Origin of the sequence: Pseudomonas oryzihabitans (assembly GCF_014522265.1) — a bacterium.
Taxonomy (GTDB): Bacteria; Pseudomonadota; Gammaproteobacteria; order Pseudomonadales; family Pseudomonadaceae; genus Chryseomonas; species Chryseomonas aestiva.
Genome location: NZ_CP017024.1, coordinates 2620461 through 2637500 on the forward strand (window position 1 = coordinate 2620461; position 17040 = coordinate 2637500).

Below are 17040 nucleotides of genomic sequence, written 5' to 3' on the forward strand. Positions count from 1 at the left end.
GACATCCTCGAAGGCGCCCGGAGGGGCGCCAGGGGCGGGGGCTCTGTTACTGGATCAGGCCGAATTCCTTGGCCATGCCGCGATAGCGCGCGACTTCCTTCTGCACATAGGCGTCCAGTTCGGAACCGGTCATGGCGAAGGGGAAGAGCTCGCGCTGATCACGCAGCTTGGCGAAGTCGTCGGACGCCAGCAGCTTGTCGAAGCTGGCTTTCCACCAGTTGTACTGCTCGTCGGTGACCTTCGGGCCGACATAGAAGCCGCGGACCACCGGCCAGACGATGTCGTAGCCCTGCTCACGTGCGGTGGGGATGTCCTTCATCGCCGGTTCGTCGAAACGCTGCTCGGCGAAGACCGCCAGGAGGCGCATGTTGCCGGCCTCGACATGGGGCATGGAGTCGGAGATGTCGGTGCTGCCGACCTGGATGTGGCCGCCCAGCAGCGCGGTGGCGATCTCGCCGCCACCTTCCAGGGCCACGTAGCGCAGGTCCTTGGGATTGATGCCGGCGGCCTTGGCGATCAGCGCCGTCTGCATCCAGTCCTGGCTGCCGACGGTGCCGCCGGAACCTATAACCACCTTGCTCGGATCCTTCTTCAGCGCCTCGACCAGATCACCCAGGGTCTTGTAGGGCGAATCGGCCTTGACCGCGATGGCACCGTAGCTGGCACCCACCGCCGCCAGCCAGCGCACGGCCTTCTCGTCGAAGCGACCGAACTTGCCCTGGGCCAGGTTCAGCAGCGAACCGCTGGAGAAGGCGACGATGGTGTCGCCATCCGCCGGACGCTGAGCCACCACGGTGTTGTAGGCCACCGCGCCGACGCCGCCGGGCATGTAGGTCACGCGCATGGGCCTGTCCAGCAGCTTGGCTTCCACCAGGCCGCTCTGGGCCAGCTTGCAGGTCAGGTCGAAGCCACCACCCGGCGAGGCTGGGGCGATGCATTCGGGACGCTTGGGTTCGGCCATGGCCTGGGCGGACAGCAGCATGGAGACGGCCAGGGTCAGGGTGAGGGTGCGCAAGGTGGTGCTCATCGACGTCTTCCTTTTGTTGTTATTTCAGAAGCTGACAGGCGGACACGGCTCAGGCTCGCCATGGCGGCGATCGTTCGGAGAGGTAGCACGGGAGCACGTGGAGCTGCGCGAGGGCGAGCATGGATGTCGTTCCGCTTGTTATTGTTGTTGGCCAACCAGGGGTGGCGCTTGGGCAAGCATCATGCGGTTCTGGGACCGCTACCTTTCACTCTAGACCGCCAAGCTTTCAACAGCCTTTCAGTCGTGAAAGGCAACGAATGTGCGGGGCGGGCAACGGGTCAAGGGGCCACTATCCGGTAAACTCGGGCCTTTTAGGCAGGAGCTGTCAGCGTGCGCATCCTACTGGTCGAAGATCATCCGCCTCTGGCCGAAAGCGTCGCCCAGGCGCTCAAGAGTGCCGGGCTCAACGTCGATCTGCTCAACGATGGCGTGGCCGCCGACCTGGCCCTGCAGAGTGAAAGCTATGCCCTGGCCATTCTCGACGTCGGCCTGCCGCGCATGGATGGCTTCGAGGTGCTGGCGCGCCTGCGCGAGCGCGGCGATCGCCTGCCGGTGCTGATGCTCACCGCCCGTGGCGAGGTCAAGGACCGGGTGCAGGGCCTCAATCTTGGCGCCGACGACTACCTGGCCAAGCCCTTCGAACTCACCGAGCTGGAAGCCCGGGTCAAGGCCCTGCTGCGCCGCAGCGTGCTGGGCGGCGATCGCCAGCAGCGCTGCGGTCCGCTGATCTACGACCTCAATACCTCGCGCTTCACCCTGGGCGAGGAGGCGCTGTCGCTCACCTCCCGCGAGCACGCCGTGCTGGCTGCGCTGATCGCCCGTCCCGGACGGGTCATGAGCAAGGAGCAACTCGCCGCCCAGGTCTTCGGTCTGGACGAAGAGGCCAGTCCCGAGGCCATCGAGATCTATGTCCACCGCCTGCGCAAGAAGCTGGAAGCCGGCGCGGTACGCATCGTCACCTTTCGCGGCCTGGGCTATCTGCTGGAAGAACAGCATGGCTGAAGTGGCGAAGGCGGCGGGCAGCCTGCGTGGCCGCCTGCTGCTGCGAATGGTCATCCTGCTTGCGGTGATCCTGGCGATCAGCAGTCTGGCGGCCTATCTCAATGGCCGGCGCCTGGCCGACGTGGCCTATGACCGGACGCTGCTGGCTTCGGCCCGGACCATCGCCGCGGGCCTGTCGGCGTCCAACGGCACCCTGCGCGCCGATGTGCCCTACATCGCCCTGGACAATTTCGCCTACGACAACGTGGGGCGCATCTTCTACCAGGTGCTGGATACCCGTGGCCGGCTGATCTCCGGCTACGAAGAGATCCCGCCCCCGCCGCCGGGCGCCCCCCTGACCCGCGACTATCCGGCCCTGGCGCGCTTCTACAACAGCACCTATCGCGGCAAAGACGTGCGGGTGGTCAGCCTGGCCCAGCCGGTCAGCCAGCCGGATCTCACCGGCATGGCCGAGATCCGCGTCGCTGAGACCGCCGAAGCTCGCGAGGAGGTGGCCCGCAGTCTGCTCACCGACACCCTGATCCGCCTCGGGCTGATGGGGCTGGGTGCCATCCTGCTGGTGTGGATGGCGGTCGGCGCCGCCCTGCGGCCCCTGGAGCGCCTGCGCCAGGCCGTGGAAGAGCGTGGGGTGGACGACCTGCGCCCGCTGCCCGAGGTGCGGGCGCCCCAGGAACTGCTGCCCTTGGTGCATGCCCTGGAGGGCTTCACCCTGCGCCTGCGCCGGCTGTTCGAGCGCCAGGCCGACTTCATCGCCAACGCCGCCCACGAATTGCGCACCCCGCTGGCGGCGATCAAGGCGCGAGTCGAACTGGGCCTGCGTGAACGCGAGCCCCAGGCCTGGTACGCCACCCTGGAAGAGACCCGCGCGAGCACCGATCGCCTGGCGCGCCTGGCCAACCAGCTGCTGTCGCTGGCACGCATCGAGAGCGGCGCCCAGGCCATCGCCGAGGGTGGCGCCGAACGGCTGGAGCTCAGCGAACTGGCCAGGGAGCTGGCCATGGCGCTGGCGCCGCTGACCCATGCCAAGGGCGTCGCCCTGGCCTTCGAGCCCTTCGCCAAGGCGCCGGTGATCGGTGAGCCGACGCTGCTCAACGAGCTGCTCTGCAACCTGGTGGAAAACGCCCTGGCCCACAGCCAGCCAGGTGGCAACATCGTGGTGCGGGTGCTGGCGCCGGCGGTGCTGGAAGTCGAGGATGACGGTCCCGGCATTCCGGCCAATGCGCGGGTCAAGGTCTTCGAGCGCTTTCAGCGCCTGGATCCGCAGTCCGGGGGCGCCGGTCTGGGGTTGGCCATCGTCGGGGAGATCTGCGCCGCCCACCGCGCGCGTATCCAGTTGCTGGACGGCGCGCTTGGCGGGCTACGGGTGCGGGTCGAATTTCCCGCCGAGGAAGCCTAGGCCTTGTCTAAAAGTGCCGGACCTTCGCTAGGCGACGTTTCAGCCAAGCCCGATGCTCAGCCGAGCAGGGTGCGCGACTGTTCCACCGCGTCCCAGAAGGACTGATCCTGGGCGGGATCGGGCTGGTTGTTCAGCCCCAGGCGGACGCCGGCCGGCAGCGTCTGCACCGCGATCTCCTGCTGACCCTGGCGCTGCGCGTGCAGCTGGGTAGCGATCTGCACGATATCGGCATAGTCGGCCGCCGCGGGCTGGCGTTCCAGCACCAGATACTCCCGGGGCACGCAGGCGATGTCGGCCGGGAAGTCCCAGACCTTGAGAATGCGTTCACCGATCTGCGGATGGATGCGCGCCGTCACCTGGTCGAGGGTGATGGCGTTGGCCAGCAGCTCTTCCTGTTCTTCGGCATAGGTGAGGATCGGCAGCACGCCGATCTGGTGCACCAAGCCGGCGAGCAGGGCGCGGTCGGCCATCAGGCGCGTGTACTTCTTGCACAGCGCATGGCTGATGGCGGCGATCTCGGTGCCCTGGCTCCAGACCTCGCGCATCTTGCGATCCACGGCGTCGCTGGTGGCCTGGAACATCTGCTGCATGGCCAGGCCCGTGGCCAGGTTCGCCGTGTAGTTGATGCCCAGGCGCCCGACCGCCATCTGCAGGTCGGTGATCTCCTTGCTGGTGCGCAGCAGCGGGCTGTTGACCACCTTGATCAGGCGCGCGGTCAGGGCGGCGTCCATGGCGATCACCCGGCTCAGCTCGGCGACACCCACGTTGGGGTCTTCGGCCGCTTCTCTGACCTTCAGCGCCACCTCGGGAAGGGTGGGCAGCACCACGCGATCCGTGTCTATCGCGTGCAGAAGATCCTGGACAACTTTTTCGGCAAGAGGAGTCATGACGTACCTGTGTGAGGAGCGGAAAAGGCGATCCCAACCTTCAGCGCTTTATTTCACGATCGCTATCGAGTGAGTAGGGCAAATCGAGTAAACGGCAGTTTGGCCCGCCCGAGCTGCCCACCGAGACGCGTCCATCCTCGGCGGCATCGCCCTGCAGCACCGCCAGGAATTCGCAGCCCTCGGCGCTAGACGCGGCGAGCACCACCTCGCCCACGCTGCTGCCATGCACCGGCGAGAACAGCTCGGTACCCACGGCGGGGGTCTGGTCGCTGCCGGCGAGCCGATAGAGGCGCCGCTTGAGCTTGCCCAGGTACTGCATGCGGGCGACGATCTCCTGGCCGGTGTAGCAGCCCTTGCGAAAGCTCACGCCATCCAGCGCCTGCAGATTGATCATCTGCGGGACGAACAGCTCGCGGGTCGCGCCGAACACCTGGCCCACGCCGGCCCGCACCTGGGCCAGCAGCCACTCATCGAGCGCGACCTCCGGCAAGGCTGGCGCCGCTGCGTCCACGGCGCGCCAGGTCTCGACCCGGCCATCCTCCAGCCGCAGGGCGAAGCCGCCATCGAGCGGCGCCACGGCATTGGCCTGGTCACCCAGCACGACGTCGGGATAGGCGCTGGCGAAACCGGCGGCAGAGAGCCCCAGGCGTTGCCAGTGGCTGCTTTCATCGGTCAGCGTCGACTTGGAGAAGACCGCATACTTCTTCAGATCGGTCAGCAAGGGCTCGACCAGCTCCGCGGCCATCGCCAGCAGATAGCCGTCGGCCTGCTTGACGATGCGGAAGCTGGACACCAGGCGCCCCTTGGGCGTGCAGCGACCCCCCAGGCCGGCCTGGTCGTCAGCGAGATAGTTGAGGTTGCAGGTCACCTGCCCCTGGAGAAACTTGGTCGCATCGACTCCGCGGAGGGCCAGGACGCCTTCGTGGGTCAAGCGGCAGAAATACGGCGAGTCGGCCATTGCGGCAGCAGCTCCGTGTCGAGTGAAGCCGCTCATCATAGGCGTGCCCGGGGTGAATGTCAGGCGCACTGCGCGGCGGGGCGCTTCGGGCTTATACTGCGCCGATTGTCGCAGGAGTCCCCATGAGTACCGAAGCTACCGAACTCAACAGATTGTACTGGCACAGCCGTCGCGGCATGCTGGAACTGGATGTATTGCTGGTGCCCTTCGTCAAGGAGGTCTATTCCTCCCTGGGCGCGGAAGACCAGGCACGCTATCGCAAGCTGCTCGAGTGCGAGGATCAGGACATGTTCCACTGGTTCATGCAGCGTGGCGAACCGGAAGACGCCGATCTGCAGCTCATCGTGCGCATGATCCTGGACCGTGTCCAGCCGGCTTGAGCCCTTCGAATGCCGCTGGAGCGCCTCTGCCGGCCTCCTCCGGCTGCACGCCCTGGCCGCCTTCGGCGCGGGGATCTGCCCCTGGCTGGCGGCCATTCCCTGGACGCTCAAGCCCCTGCTGACGCTACTGGTGTTCTGGTCCTGGCAGCGCGTGCGCCAGCGCCAGCTCCAGCAGCGCTACCCGGGCGTGCCACGGCGGCTGCGGCATGGCGCCGAGGGGTGGCAGCTCTGGTCGCCAGCGACCGGCTGGCAGGCCATCCAGGTGCGCCCGGACAGCCTGGCGCTAGCGCGGCTGGTGGTGCTGCGTTATCGGGTGCCGGACGAAAGACGCACCCGCAGTCTCTGCGTCGCGCGCGACAGCCTCACCGCGGACGCCCATCGCCGCCTGAGAGTCAGGCTTCGCTTCGCGCCGCGCCGGTTCGCGGCACCAGAATAGTGTCCCGGGCCGTGCTGGCAAGTTGCGGATAGTCCAGGGTGAAGTGCAGGCCGCGACTCTCCTGGCGGGCGAGGGCGCTTTCGATGATCAGCTCCGCGACCTGTGCCAGGTTGCGCAATTCGATCAGATCGCGGCTGACCCGGTAATTGCTGTAGAACTCGTCGATCTCGTCCATCAGCAGCCGAATCCGATGGCGGGCGCGCACCAGTCGCTTGGTGGTGCGCACGATGCCGACATAGTCCCACATGAAGCGCCGCAATTCGTCCCAGTTGTGCGCGATCACCACGTCCTCGTCCGAGTCCGTCACCTGGCTGGCATCCCAGTCGGGCAGGTCGCGCGGCATGGCGATCTCGGCCTCTTGCGCCTGGATGTCCAGTGCCGCCGAGCGTGCGTAGACGAAGCACTCCAGCAATGAATTGCTGGCCATGCGATTGGCGCCATGCAGACCGGTACAGCTGGTTTCGCCGATGGCGTAGAGGCCGGCGAGATCCGAGCGCCCGTGCTCATCGACGCGCACCCCGCCACAGGTGTAGTGCGCGGCCGGTACCACGGGGATCGGATCGCGGGTGATGTCGATGCCCAGTTCCAGGCAGCGGCGATAGACCGTCGGGAAGTGCTCCTGCACGAAGTCCGCCGGCTTGTGGCTGATGTCGAGAAAGACGCAGTCGATGCCCAGGCGCTTCATCTCGTGATCGATGGCCCGCGCCACCACGTCGCGCGGTGCCAGGTCGGCGCGGGGGTCGAAGCGCGGCATGAAACGCTCGCCATCGGGCAGGCGCAATACGGCCCCCTCGCCACGCAGGGCTTCGGTGATCAGGAAGCTCCGCGCATGGGGGTGATAGAGGCAGGTAGGATGGAACTGGTTGAATTCCAGATTGGCTACCGAGCAGCCGGCGCGCCAGGCCATGGCGATGCCGTCACCGCTGGCGCTGTCCTGGTTGGTGCTATAGAGGTAGGCCTTGCTGGCGCCACCAGTGGCCAGCACCGTGAAACGCGCGTGCAAGGTATCCACCTGGTCGCTGGTGCGGTCGAGCACATAGGCGCCCAGGCAGCGCGTACCCTGCCGGCCGAGTTTTTCCGTGGTGATCAGATCCACCGCCACGCGCTGGCTGAGCAGCTGGATATTGGGACGGCCTTCCGCGGTCCGCAGCAGGGTGTCGAAGATCGCCATGCCGGTGGCATCGGCGGCGTGAATGATGCGTCTGTGGCTGTGGCCGCCTTCCCGGGTCAGGTGAAAGCCCAGGCCACCCTTGGCGCCGTCCTGCTCGCGGGTGAAGGGTACGCCCTGGTCGATCAGCCACTGCATGGCCTCGCGGCTGTGCTCGACGGTGAAGCGCACGGCGGCTTCGTCACACAGCCCGGCGCCCGCGACTAGGGTATCCTGCACGTGCGCCTCGACGGTATCGCCCTCGTCCAGCACGGCGGCGACACCCCCCTGCGCCCAGTAGGTCGAGCCATGCGCCAACTCGCCCTTGCTCAGCACCGCGATCGACAGCGTCGCGGGCAGATTGAGCGCAAGCGTCAGGCCTGCGGCGCCACTGCCGATTACCAGGACATCGAATTCCAGATGACGCGCCATGACGTTTCCTTCTCACCGAGACGGCGAGTATAGGAACACGGCGACTGACGGCATAGCCATCGATGGCAAGGGGGCAGGGAACTCGCGGGCGTCAAACGGGGTCTATGTACAGATAATCGCTCATCCGTGCGGCCGGAGTGCCTGGACGAGAATGGGCCATCTGCCAAAGCTAAATCAGTGATACCCAGGAGCGATTAGCAGCCATTTCAGTGCTCGCTCATCAACTGCTGTGGAGGGGAGAAACTTCGTGCAACAGCCCAGTCTAGCAGCGCGCGTCGATAGTGAAGGCAAGGACGATACCGAGCTGCAAGCCAAGGATAGCAAGCAAGTCCTGCCCACTCAGGAGCAGGATCAACAACTGGTCGAGCGCGTACAGCGCGGCGACAAGCGTGCCTTTGACCTGCTGGTGCTCAAGTATCAGCACAAGATTCTCGGTCTGATCGTGCGTTTCGTCCACGATACCCAGGAAGCCCAGGACGTCGCTCAGGAGGCTTTTATCAAAGCCTATCGTGCCCTCGGGAACTTCCGTGGCGATAGTGCTTTCTACACCTGGCTCTATCGCATCGCCATCAACACGGCAAAGAACCATCTGGTTGCCCGGGGTCGTCGTCCACCGGATAGCGACGTCAGTGCCGAAGATGCGGAATTTTATGAAGGCGACCATGCTCTAAAGGATATCGAGTCCCCGGAGCGGTCCCTTTTGCGGGATGAGATCGAGGCCACCGTGCATCGGACCATCCAGCAACTCCCGGAAGATCTGCGCACCGCGCTGACTCTTCGCGAGTTCGAAGGCCTCAGCTACGAGGACATTGCCAATGTTATGCAATGTCCGGTGGGAACGGTCCGGTCCCGGATTTTCCGGGCTCGGGAAGCGATAGACAAAGCATTGCAGCCCCTGCTGCGTGATGCATAGACAGCGGCGACAGCTTTTAGAGAGGTAATACGTATGAGTCGTGAAGCCCTGCTGGAATCCCTGTCCGCTGTTATGGATAACGAAGCGGACGAATTCGAAACCCGGCGCGTCATCGCCGAGGTCAGCAAGGACCCGGAATTGCGCGCCACCTGGTCGCGCTACGCCATGGTCAGCGCCGTGATTCGCGGTGAGCCCATGCTGCCGAATCTGGATATCGCCAAAGGCGTCACCACCACGCTGGAGCGTGATGAGGTCGCCACAGCGCCAGTAGCAGCACCTGTTGCCGCTCAGGCGAGCAAGGGTCGTTGGTCGAGCCTGGGTCGTGTCGCGGTCGCTGCGTCCGTGACCTTCGCCGTACTGGCAGGCGTGCGGATGTACAACCAGTCCGACGTCTCCACCCAGGGTCTGGCCCAGCAGGCGCCGAGCCAGCTGACCGTGCCACAACCCGCACGTAGCCCGGCTGTATTGGCCAGCTTCAGCGAAGAAAGCACCAAGGCCAACGCCCAGGTCAAGGCTGATCAGCCTGCAGCAGGTGAAAAGCAGGACGCTCCTGCCCAGCGCTGATCCGCTGGCTTCACCTCGAAACGGCGCCCGGAGCCCAGCTCCAGGCGCCGTTTTTTTTGCCCTGGAGATTTTCGACCAGGTCGCAAAAAAGCTTCGAAAGCTATCGTTCAGCAAGGGCGTGGTATTTCTGCTGCCAGTCGTCACTGACAGTGCCTCCGATCCCGGAAAGGCAGGTCGCCAGCGATGTGTTCAAGTCATTGGATAGAGTGGAGCTGCATGCGCATGCGCAATCTAAAGCATTACACGGCTGCCCTGATGGGGCTCTGGCTGATGGGAATGACGGCCATGGCCCGGGCCGATCTGCCGGATTTCACCGGGCTGGTCGAGGCGGCATCTCCCGCGGTCGTCAACATCAGCACCCGGCAGAAAATTCCCGAAGGTCGCGGCGCCGGCGCCATGACCATGCCCGACCTGGAAGGCCTGCCACCGGGTATCCGTGAATTCTTCGAGCGCAGCATTCCGCAGATGCCGCGCAGTCCCCGGGGCAAGCAGGAGCAGGCCCAGTCGCTGGGTTCCGGCTTCATCATCTCGCCCGATGGCTACATCCTGACCAACAATCATGTGGTCGCCGATGCCGACGAGATCCTGGTGCGCCTGTCCGACCGCAGCGACCATACCGCCAAACTGATCGGCGCGGATCCCCGCACCGATGTGGCCCTGCTGAAGATCGACGCGAAGGACCTGCCTACCCTCAAGCTGGGCAACTCCGACCAGCTCAAGGTGGGTGAATGGGTGCTGGCCATCGGCTCACCCTTCGGCTTCGATCATTCGGTCACCGCCGGCATTGTCAGCGCCAAGGGTCGCAGCCTGCCCAATGAAAGCTACGTCCCCTTCATCCAGACCGACGTAGCCATCAACCCGGGCAACTCCGGCGGCCCCCTGTTCAACCTCAAGGGGGAAGTGGTCGGGATCAACTCGCAGATCTTCACCCGCTCCGGGGGCTTCATGGGGCTGTCCTTCGCCATCCCGATCGACGTCGCCATGAACGTGGCCAATCAGCTCAAGACCGAAGGCAAGGTCAGTCGCGGCTGGCTCGGCGTGGTCATCCAGGAAGTGGACAAGGACCTTGCCGAATCCTTCGGCCTGGATCGTCCGGCGGGTGCCCTGGTCGCCCAGACCCTGGACGACGGTCCCGCCGCCAAGAGCGGCATCAAGGTGGGTGACGTCATCCTCTCGGTCAATGGTCAGAAGATCGAGGAGTCCGCCGACCTGCCGCACCTGATCGGCAACCTCAAGCCGGGTGCCAAGGCCGACATGGAGATCATCCGCGAAGGCAAGCGGCAGAACCTCAGCGTTACCGTGGGCGACATGCCGAAGGATGACCAGGCCGCTTCCGGTGGCGAGCGTGGCTCCGACCGCGCCAGCAATCGCCTGGGCATCGCCGTCGCCAATCTGACGCCCGAGCAGAAGAAGACCCTGGATATCCAGGGCGGTGTGGTCATCAACAAGTTGAGTGGCGACGGTCCCGCTGCGGCCATCGGCCTGCGTCCGGGCGATGTCATCACCCACCTGAACAACCAGCCGATCGAATCGGCCCCGGCCTTCGAGAAGATCACCTCGGCGCTGCCGGCGGGTCGTTCCATCTCGATGCGCGTGGTGCGCGACGGTCGCGCCAGCTTCATCACCTTCAAGCTGCCGGGCAAGTAACGGCAAGGCAGGCGCGTAGGGGCGGGCGACCGCCCCTTCTTTTTGTCCGCTCGAACGGCGCGAGTCCCCTTGTTTGCCGCATTCAGGTAAACTCCCCCGCTATTTTCCCGGCGGATGTTCCGCCGCTGGCTATTCGAGTGCTGATTCGTGAGTGATCTGAGCCATATCCGCAATTTCTCCATCATCGCCCACATCGATCACGGCAAGTCGACGCTTGCGGATCGGTTCATCCAGATGTGTGGTGGTTTGAGCGACCGAGAAATGGAGGCCCAGGTCCTGGATTCCATGGATCTCGAGCGTGAGCGCGGCATCACCATCAAGGCCCACAGCGTTACGCTGTACTACAAGGCCGAAGACGGTAAGACCTACCAGCTCAACTTCATCGATACCCCTGGCCACGTCGACTTCACCTATGAGGTCAGCCGCTCGCTGGCCGCCTGCGAAGGCGCGCTGCTGGTGGTGGACGCGGGGCAGGGCGTGGAAGCCCAGTCGGTCGCCAACTGCTACACCGCCATCGAGCAGGGCCTCGAGGTCATGCCGGTGTTGAACAAGATGGATCTGCCCCAGGCCGATCCGGACAAGGTCAAGGCCGAGATCGAGCACATCATCGGCATCGATGCCACCGACGCCGTGCCCTGCAGTGCCAAGAGCGGCATGGGCGTACCCGAGGTGCTCGAACAACTGGTCAAGGTCATTCCGCCGCCGGAAGGCGAGATCGACGCACCGCTGCAGGCCCTGATCATCGACTCCTGGTTCGACAACTACCTGGGCGTCGTCTCGCTGGTGCGCGTCAAGCACGGTCGGGTCAAGAAGGGCGACAAGATCCTGGTCAAGTCCACCGGCAAGGTGCACCAGGTCGACAGCGTCGGTGTCTTCTCGCCCAAGCACACCGAGATGCCTGACCTGAAGGCCGGTGAAGTAGGCTTCATCATCGCCGGCATCAAGGAAATCCTCGGTGCTCCGGTCGGTGACACCCTGACCCTCAGCGCCACCCCTGACGTGGCCATGCTGCCGGGCTTCCAGCGGGTCAAGCCGCAGGTCTACGCCGGTCTGTTCCCGGTCAGCTCCGACGACTTCGAGGACTTCCGCGAAGCGCTGCAGAAGCTCACCCTCAACGACGCGGCCCTGCAATACGAGCCGGAAAGCTCCGAGGCCCTCGGCTTCGGCTTCCGCATCGGCTTCCTCGGCATGCTGCACATGGAGATCATCCAGGAGCGCCTGGAGCGCGAATATGATCTCGACCTCATCACCACGGCGCCGACCGTGGTCTTCGAGGTGGTGCTCAAGGATGGCAGCACCATCTATGTCGACAACCCCTCGAAACTGCCGGACCTGGCCTCCGTCGCCGAGATGCGCGAGCCCATCGTCCGCGCCAACATCCTGGTACCCCAGGAGCACCTGGGCAACGTCATCACCCTCTGCATTGAAAAGCGTGGCGTCCAGCGCGACATGCAGTTCCTCAGCAGCCAGGTGCAGGTCAGCTACGACCTGCCGATGAACGAGGTGGTACTGGACTTCTTCGACCGCCTGAAGTCGGTGAGTCGCGGCTATGCGTCGCTCGATTACAGCTTCGATCGCTTCGAGGCGGCCAGCCTGGTCAAGCTCGACGTCCTCATCAACGGCGAGAAGGTCGACGCCCTGGCCCTGATCGTCCATCGCGACAAGGCGCACTACAAGGGTCGCGCCCTGACCGAGAAGATGAAGGAGCTGATCCCGCGGCAGATGTTCGACGTGGCGATCCAGGCAGCCATTGGCGGTCAGATCGTCGCCCGCACCACCGTCAAGGCGCTGCGCAAGAACGTCCTGGCCAAATGCTATGGCGGTGACGTCTCCCGTAAGCGCAAGCTGCTGGAAAAGCAGAAGGCGGGCAAGAAACGCATGAAGCAGGTTGGTAGCGTAGAGATTCCTCAAGAGGCCTTCCTGGCCGTGCTCAAGGTGGATAGCTGAAGCCCATGTCCTGGAACTTCCCTCTGTTGCTGGTTCTCGCGGTCGCCGTCTGCGGCGCCCTGGCGCTCATCGATCTGCTGGTGCTCGCACCGCGTCGTCGCAAGGCGATCCAGACCTACGGGCAGCAGGTCAGCGAGCCTGATCCCGTGGTCCTGGAGCAGTTGAACAAGGAACCGGCGCTGGTCGAGTACGGGAAGTCCTTCTTTCCCGTCCTGGCCATCGTGCTGATCCTGAGATCCTTCCTGGTGGAGCCGTTCCAGATTCCTTCGGGCTCCATGAAGCCGACCCTGGAAGTGGGCGACTTCATCCTGGTGAACAAATTCGCCTACGGCATCCGCCTGCCGGTGATCGATCTCAAGGTCATCCCGATCGGTGATCCGCAGCGTGGCGACGTCATGGTGTTCCGCTATCCCAGCGATCCCAGCGTCAACTACATCAAGCGCGTGATCGGCGTGCCGGGCGATACCATCCGCTATACCAGCGACAAGCAGCTGTACATCAACGGCCAGCGCGTCAGCGAGGAGCTGGTAGGCGACGAGCCGGGTTCGCTGGGCAGCGTCAAGCTGTTCAAGGAACAACTGGGCAAGGCCGAACACCTGATCCGCGAGGAGATGACCCGCTATCGCATGGAGCCCGACCACGAGTGGAAGGTGCCGGCCGGTCACTACTTCATGATGGGTGACAACCGCGACAACTCCAACGACAGTCGCTACTGGGACGATCCCAACATTCCCCGTGATCTGCTGGGCATGGTTCCCGACCGCAACATCGTCGGCAAGGCCTTCGCCGTCTGGCTGAGCTGGCCGGAGCCCAAGCTGCAGAGCATGCCCACCCTGTCTCGCGTAGGTATCATCAGATGAATGAACGCAGAGTGCCCGGTCTCCCGTCGCGTCAGCAGGGTCTGTCGTTTCTCGGTGGTCTGCTCGGACTCTGCGTCATCGCCTTCCTGGCCAGCACGGCCATGAAACTCGTTCCGCATTACCTGGACTACAATGCTCTGACCAAGGTCATCGAATCCATCGGCGACAACCCCGATAACCAGATTCGCAGCGTGTCCGACGTCTACAGCTACGTGGGGAAGGGTATGCAGGTGAACGACATCCGTGATCTCGATCTGCAAAAGGCCATGCGCGTCGAAGCCGACGGCAACCACCTGCAGATCCACCTCGACTATGAAAAACGTGAACACCTGATCCGCAACATCGATCTGGTCGTTCGTTTCAATCGTGATTTCCGTATAAATCTCCCGTGACTTTATCTCTAGATCGCCTCGAGCGTCGGCTGGGTTATACCTTCCAGGACCCGGACCTGATGCTGCTCGCCCTCACGCACCGCAGCTTTGCCGGTCGCAACAACGAACGCCTGGAATTTCTCGGCGACGCCATCCTCAACTTCATCATTGGCGAAGCCCTCTACGATCACTTCCCCCAGGCCCGCGAAGGCCAGCTGTCCCGCTTGCGGGCCAAGCTGGTGAAAGGCGAGACCCTGGCGCTGCTGGCCCGCAGCTTCGAACTCGGTGACTACCTGCGCCTGGGTTCCGGTGAGCTGAAGAGCGGCGGCTTTCGTCGCGAATCCATTCTCGCCGATGCCATGGAAGCCCTGATCGGCGGCATCTATCTGGATGCCGGCATGGACGCGGCGAAAGACCGGGTCATGGCCTGGCTGGGTCCGCAACTTCGCGAGCTGACGCCGGTGGATACCAACAAGGATCCCAAGACGCGGCTGCAGGAGTTTCTCCAGGCGCGCGCCTGCGACCTGCCGCGCTACGAGGTGGTCGCCATCGAAGGAGAGCCCCATTGCCGGGTCTTCTTCGTCGAATGCGAGATCGCCATGCTCAACGAAAAGACGACGGGGCAGGGCGCCAGTCGCCGCATCGCCGAACAGATAGCGGCCTCGGCGGCCTTGATCGCCCTGGGCGTGGAGAATGGTCATGAATGATGAGCTGAAGGCATCGCGCTGCGGCTACGTAGCCATCGTGGGTCGCCCCAACGTTGGCAAGTCCACGCTGCTCAACCATATCCTGGGGCAGAAGCTGGCCATCACCTCGCGCAAGCCGCAGACCACCCGGCACAACATGCTTGGCATCAAGACCGAGGGTGAGGTCCAGACCATCTATGTGGATACCCCCGGTCTGCACAAGGAAAACCAGAAGGCGCTCAACCGCTTCATGAACAAGACGGCCGTCACCGCCCTGCGCGATGTGGACGTCGTGGTGTTCGTGGTCGATCGCACCCGCTGGACCGACGAAGACCAGATGGTGCTGGAGCGAGTGCGCTTCGTGAAGTGCCCGGTGCTGCTTGCCGTCAACAAGATGGATCGCCTGGAAGACAAGGCCGACATGCTGCCGCACCTGCAATGGCTGCAGGAGCAGTTGCCGGAAGCCGCGCTCATTCCCATCTCCGCCCAGCATGGTCACAATCTCGACGCCCTCGAAGAGCTGGTCGCCGAACGTCTGCCGGAAGGTGACCACTTCTTCCCCGAGGACCAGATCACCGACAGATCCAGCCGCTTTCTCGCGGCCGAGCTGATCCGGGAAAAGATCATGCGCCAGCTGGGGGCGGAGTTGCCCTATCAGGTCGCGGTCGAGATCGAGGAATTCAAGTACGACAACGGCGTGCTGCACATCCACGGCCTGATTCTGGTCGAGCGTGATGGCCAGAAGAAGATCCTCATCGGCCAGGCCGGCGAGCGCATCAAGCGGATCGGCCAGGAAGCCCGCCACGACATGGAAACCCTGTTCGACGCCAAGGTCATGCTCAACCTCTGGGTCAAGGTCAAAGGCGGTTGGTCCGATGACGAGCGTGCCCTGCGCTCTCTGGGTTACTCCGACCTCTAGCGATGCAGGCGTCCGAGCCGCTGTTCGTCCTGCATTCGCGCCCCTACCGGGAAAGCAGTGCGCTGGTGGATGTGTTCGGCGCCTTTGGCCGGGTCCGTACCGTATTGCGCGCGGCCCGCTCCCGCTCCGGGAGTCTGGCCAGACCCTTCATTCCACTCGAGGCCCAGCTCAGCGGGCGAGGGGAGTTGAAGAATCTGCAGAAGGTGGCGGCCCTGGCGCCGCCCTTTCTGCTTCAGGGACAGGCCCTTTTCAGTGGCTTCTATCTCAACGAACTGCTGGTCCGGCTGCTACCCGCCGAAGATCCCTATCCCGCCCTCTTCGAACTCTATGGTCTGACCCTGGCCGCCCTGGTCCAGGGCCGTCCGGTCGAACCCCTGTTGCGTACCTTCGAATGGCGTCTGCTTGATCTGCTGGGCTACGGTTTTTCGCTGGCCCAGGCCCTGGATGGTCGGGCCATCGAAGCCCAGCGTCTCTATCGCTTCATTCCGGATCAGGGCTTCGAGCCCGTCGACGAGGTTCGCCCGGGCTGTCTGGCCGGCGCGGAAATCCTGGCACTGGATCGCGGCGAATGGGACGATCCCACGGTAGTCCGCGCTGCCAAGCGCCTGATGCGCCAGGCCCTGGCGCCGCACCTGGGCAGCAAACCCCTGATGAGTCGCGAATTGTTCGCCAAGCCAAGTGAATAAGCCATGAAAGAGTTCAGTCGTGTTCTGTTGGGCGTCAACATCGATCATGTCGCCACCCTGCGCCAGGCTCGGGGTACGAGATATCCCGACCCGGTCAAGGCGGCACTGGACGCCGAGGAAGCAGGAGCGGATGGCATCACCCTGCACCTGCGTGAGGACCGTCGCCATATCCAGGAGCGGGATGTCCGCCTGCTGCGCGACCTCCTGCAGACCCGCATGAATCTCGAAGTCGCCCTGACCCCCGAGATGCTGGCATTCGCTCGGGAGATCCGCCCGGAGCATGTCTGCCTGGTGCCCGAACGGCGGGAAGAGCTGACTACCGAAGGTGGCCTGGATGTGCTGGGGCAGGTCCAGCGCATCCGCGATGCCATTGCCGCGCTGCCCGCTTCGGAAGTGTCCCTCTTTATAGACCCGGATCTGCAGCAGATTCAGGCGGCCAAGGACTGCGGCGCCCCGGTGATCGAACTGCACACCGGTCGCTATGCCGAGGCTGATACCCAGCACGAGCAGACCCTGGAGCTGCAGCGCCTGGCCAAGGCCGTGGAATTCGCCACCGGCCTCGGGCTGGTGGTCAATGCAGGCCATGGCCTGCACTACCACAATGTTCAGCCGATCGCGGCCCTGCCAGGTATCAACGAGCTGAACATCGGTCACGCCATCGTCGCCCAGGCAGTCTTCGTCGGCTTCAAGCAGGCGGTCAGGGACATGGCCGAATTGATCCGCTGCAACTCGGCCGTAAAATAACTGTTGACCTGTTCCGAAACTCCCCTATAATGCGCCCC

The 17040-nt window shown here is 64.2% G+C and carries 18 protein-coding genes; 14 read left to right on the forward strand and 4 right to left on the reverse strand.

The genetic code is table 11. The annotated features are described in order from the left end of the window. Nucleotides 1–46 precede the first annotated feature (46 nt). Nucleotides 47–1027 (reverse strand): Bug family tripartite tricarboxylate transporter substrate binding protein, encoded by a 981-nt coding sequence (locus BGI51_RS12130; protein ID WP_187978486.1) that lies wholly within the window; start codon nt 1025–1027, stop codon nt 47–49. A gap of 330 nt (nt 1028–1357) precedes the next feature. Between BGI51_RS12130 and BGI51_RS12135 the strand changes: the two genes are divergently transcribed. Further along, complete coding sequence (locus BGI51_RS12135; protein WP_059313739.1) at nt 1358–2029, forward strand: response regulator; 672 nt, start codon at nt 1358–1360, stop codon at nt 2027–2029. After that, complete coding sequence (locus BGI51_RS12140; RefSeq protein ID WP_187978487.1) at nt 2022–3425, forward strand: sensor histidine kinase; 1404 nt, start codon at nt 2022–2024, stop codon at nt 3423–3425. Before BGI51_RS12135 ends, BGI51_RS12140 begins: the two co-directional genes overlap by 8 nt. A gap of 56 nt (nt 3426–3481) precedes the next feature. Here the strand turns inward: BGI51_RS12140 and BGI51_RS12145 are convergent, their stop codons facing one another. Both BGI51_RS12145 and ygfZ read right to left on the reverse strand, forming a co-directional pair. After that, entirely contained in the window at nt 3482–4312 is an 831-nt protein-coding gene (locus BGI51_RS12145; RefSeq protein ID WP_187978488.1) for an HDOD domain-containing protein, read from the reverse strand. A gap of 40 nt (nt 4313–4352) precedes the next feature. Further along, the gene (gene ygfZ / locus BGI51_RS12150; RefSeq protein WP_187978489.1) at nt 4353–5270 is read right to left on the reverse strand and encodes a CAF17-like 4Fe-4S cluster assembly/insertion protein YgfZ; all 918 of its coding nucleotides are present in this window, start codon (nt 5268–5270) and stop codon (nt 4353–4355) included. Nucleotides 5271–5392: 122 nt separating this feature from the next. On the opposite strand from ygfZ, the gene BGI51_RS12155 reads away from it, so the two are divergent. Both BGI51_RS12155 and BGI51_RS12160 read left to right on the forward strand, forming a co-directional pair. Beyond that, the gene (locus BGI51_RS12155) at nt 5393–5650 is read left to right on the forward strand and encodes a succinate dehydrogenase assembly factor 2 (RefSeq protein WP_133862956.1); all 258 of its coding nucleotides are present in this window, start codon (nt 5393–5395) and stop codon (nt 5648–5650) included. Further along, nucleotides 5634–6086, forward strand: a complete 453-nt coding sequence (locus tag BGI51_RS12160) for a protein YgfX (RefSeq protein ID WP_187978490.1) — start codon at nt 5634–5636, stop codon at nt 6084–6086. Before BGI51_RS12155 ends, BGI51_RS12160 begins: the two co-directional genes overlap by 17 nt. Here the strand turns inward: BGI51_RS12160 and nadB are convergent. Then, nucleotides 6043–7665 carry an L-aspartate oxidase gene (gene nadB, locus BGI51_RS12165; protein ID WP_187978491.1) on the reverse strand — a complete coding sequence of 541 codons (1623 nt, stop codon included), beginning with the start codon at nt 7663–7665 and terminating at the stop codon, nt 6043–6045. The genes BGI51_RS12160 and nadB overlap by 44 nt on opposite strands. A 331-nt stretch (nt 7666–7996) precedes the next feature. Here nadB and rpoE point away from each other — a divergent pair, with 331 nt between their 5' ends. The 10 genes from rpoE (at nt 7997) to pdxJ (ending at nt 17002) form a co-directional block, all read left to right on the forward strand. Next, nucleotides 7997–8578, forward strand: coding sequence for an RNA polymerase sigma factor RpoE (gene rpoE, locus BGI51_RS12170; RefSeq protein WP_026083736.1), 582 nt, complete (start codon nt 7997–7999; stop codon nt 8576–8578). A gap of 33 nt (nt 8579–8611) precedes the next feature. Continuing rightward, nucleotides 8612–9142 (forward strand): sigma-E factor negative regulatory protein, encoded by a 531-nt coding sequence (locus tag BGI51_RS12175; protein WP_187978492.1) that lies wholly within the window; start codon nt 8612–8614, stop codon nt 9140–9142. A gap of 222 nt (nt 9143–9364) precedes the next feature. After that, complete coding sequence (locus tag BGI51_RS12180; protein ID WP_187978493.1) at nt 9365–10789, forward strand: DegQ family serine endoprotease; 1425 nt, start codon at nt 9365–9367, stop codon at nt 10787–10789. 147 nt (nt 10790–10936) lie between these two features. Then, a complete protein-coding gene (gene lepA / locus BGI51_RS12185; protein ID WP_187978494.1) occupies nt 10937–12736 on the forward strand; it encodes a translation elongation factor 4 in 1800 nt (599 codons plus the stop codon). Nucleotides 12737–12741: 5 nt separating this feature from the next. Then, the gene (lepB, locus tag BGI51_RS12190; RefSeq protein WP_133862950.1) at nt 12742–13596 is read left to right on the forward strand and encodes a signal peptidase I; all 855 of its coding nucleotides are present in this window, start codon (nt 12742–12744) and stop codon (nt 13594–13596) included. Further along, nucleotides 13593–13988, forward strand: coding sequence for a DUF4845 domain-containing protein (locus BGI51_RS12195; protein ID WP_133862949.1), 396 nt, complete (start codon nt 13593–13595; stop codon nt 13986–13988). The genes lepB and BGI51_RS12195 overlap by 4 nt, the downstream gene beginning before the upstream one ends. Then, nucleotides 13985–14674, forward strand: a complete 690-nt coding sequence (gene rnc / locus BGI51_RS12200; protein WP_133862948.1) for a ribonuclease III — start codon at nt 13985–13987, stop codon at nt 14672–14674. The genes BGI51_RS12195 and rnc overlap by 4 nt, the downstream gene beginning before the upstream one ends. Beyond that, complete coding sequence (gene era, locus BGI51_RS12205; RefSeq protein ID WP_133862947.1) at nt 14667–15572, forward strand: GTPase Era; 906 nt, start codon at nt 14667–14669, stop codon at nt 15570–15572. The genes rnc and era overlap by 8 nt, the downstream gene beginning before the upstream one ends. Nucleotides 15573–15574: 2 nt before the next feature. Then, entirely contained in the window at nt 15575–16258 is a 684-nt protein-coding gene (recO, locus tag BGI51_RS12210; protein WP_187978495.1) for a DNA repair protein RecO, read from the forward strand. 3 nt (nt 16259–16261) lie between these two features. Next, the gene (pdxJ, locus tag BGI51_RS12215; protein WP_187978496.1) at nt 16262–17002 is read left to right on the forward strand and encodes a pyridoxine 5'-phosphate synthase; all 741 of its coding nucleotides are present in this window, start codon (nt 16262–16264) and stop codon (nt 17000–17002) included. The last annotated feature ends 38 nt before the right edge of the window (nt 17003–17040 follow it).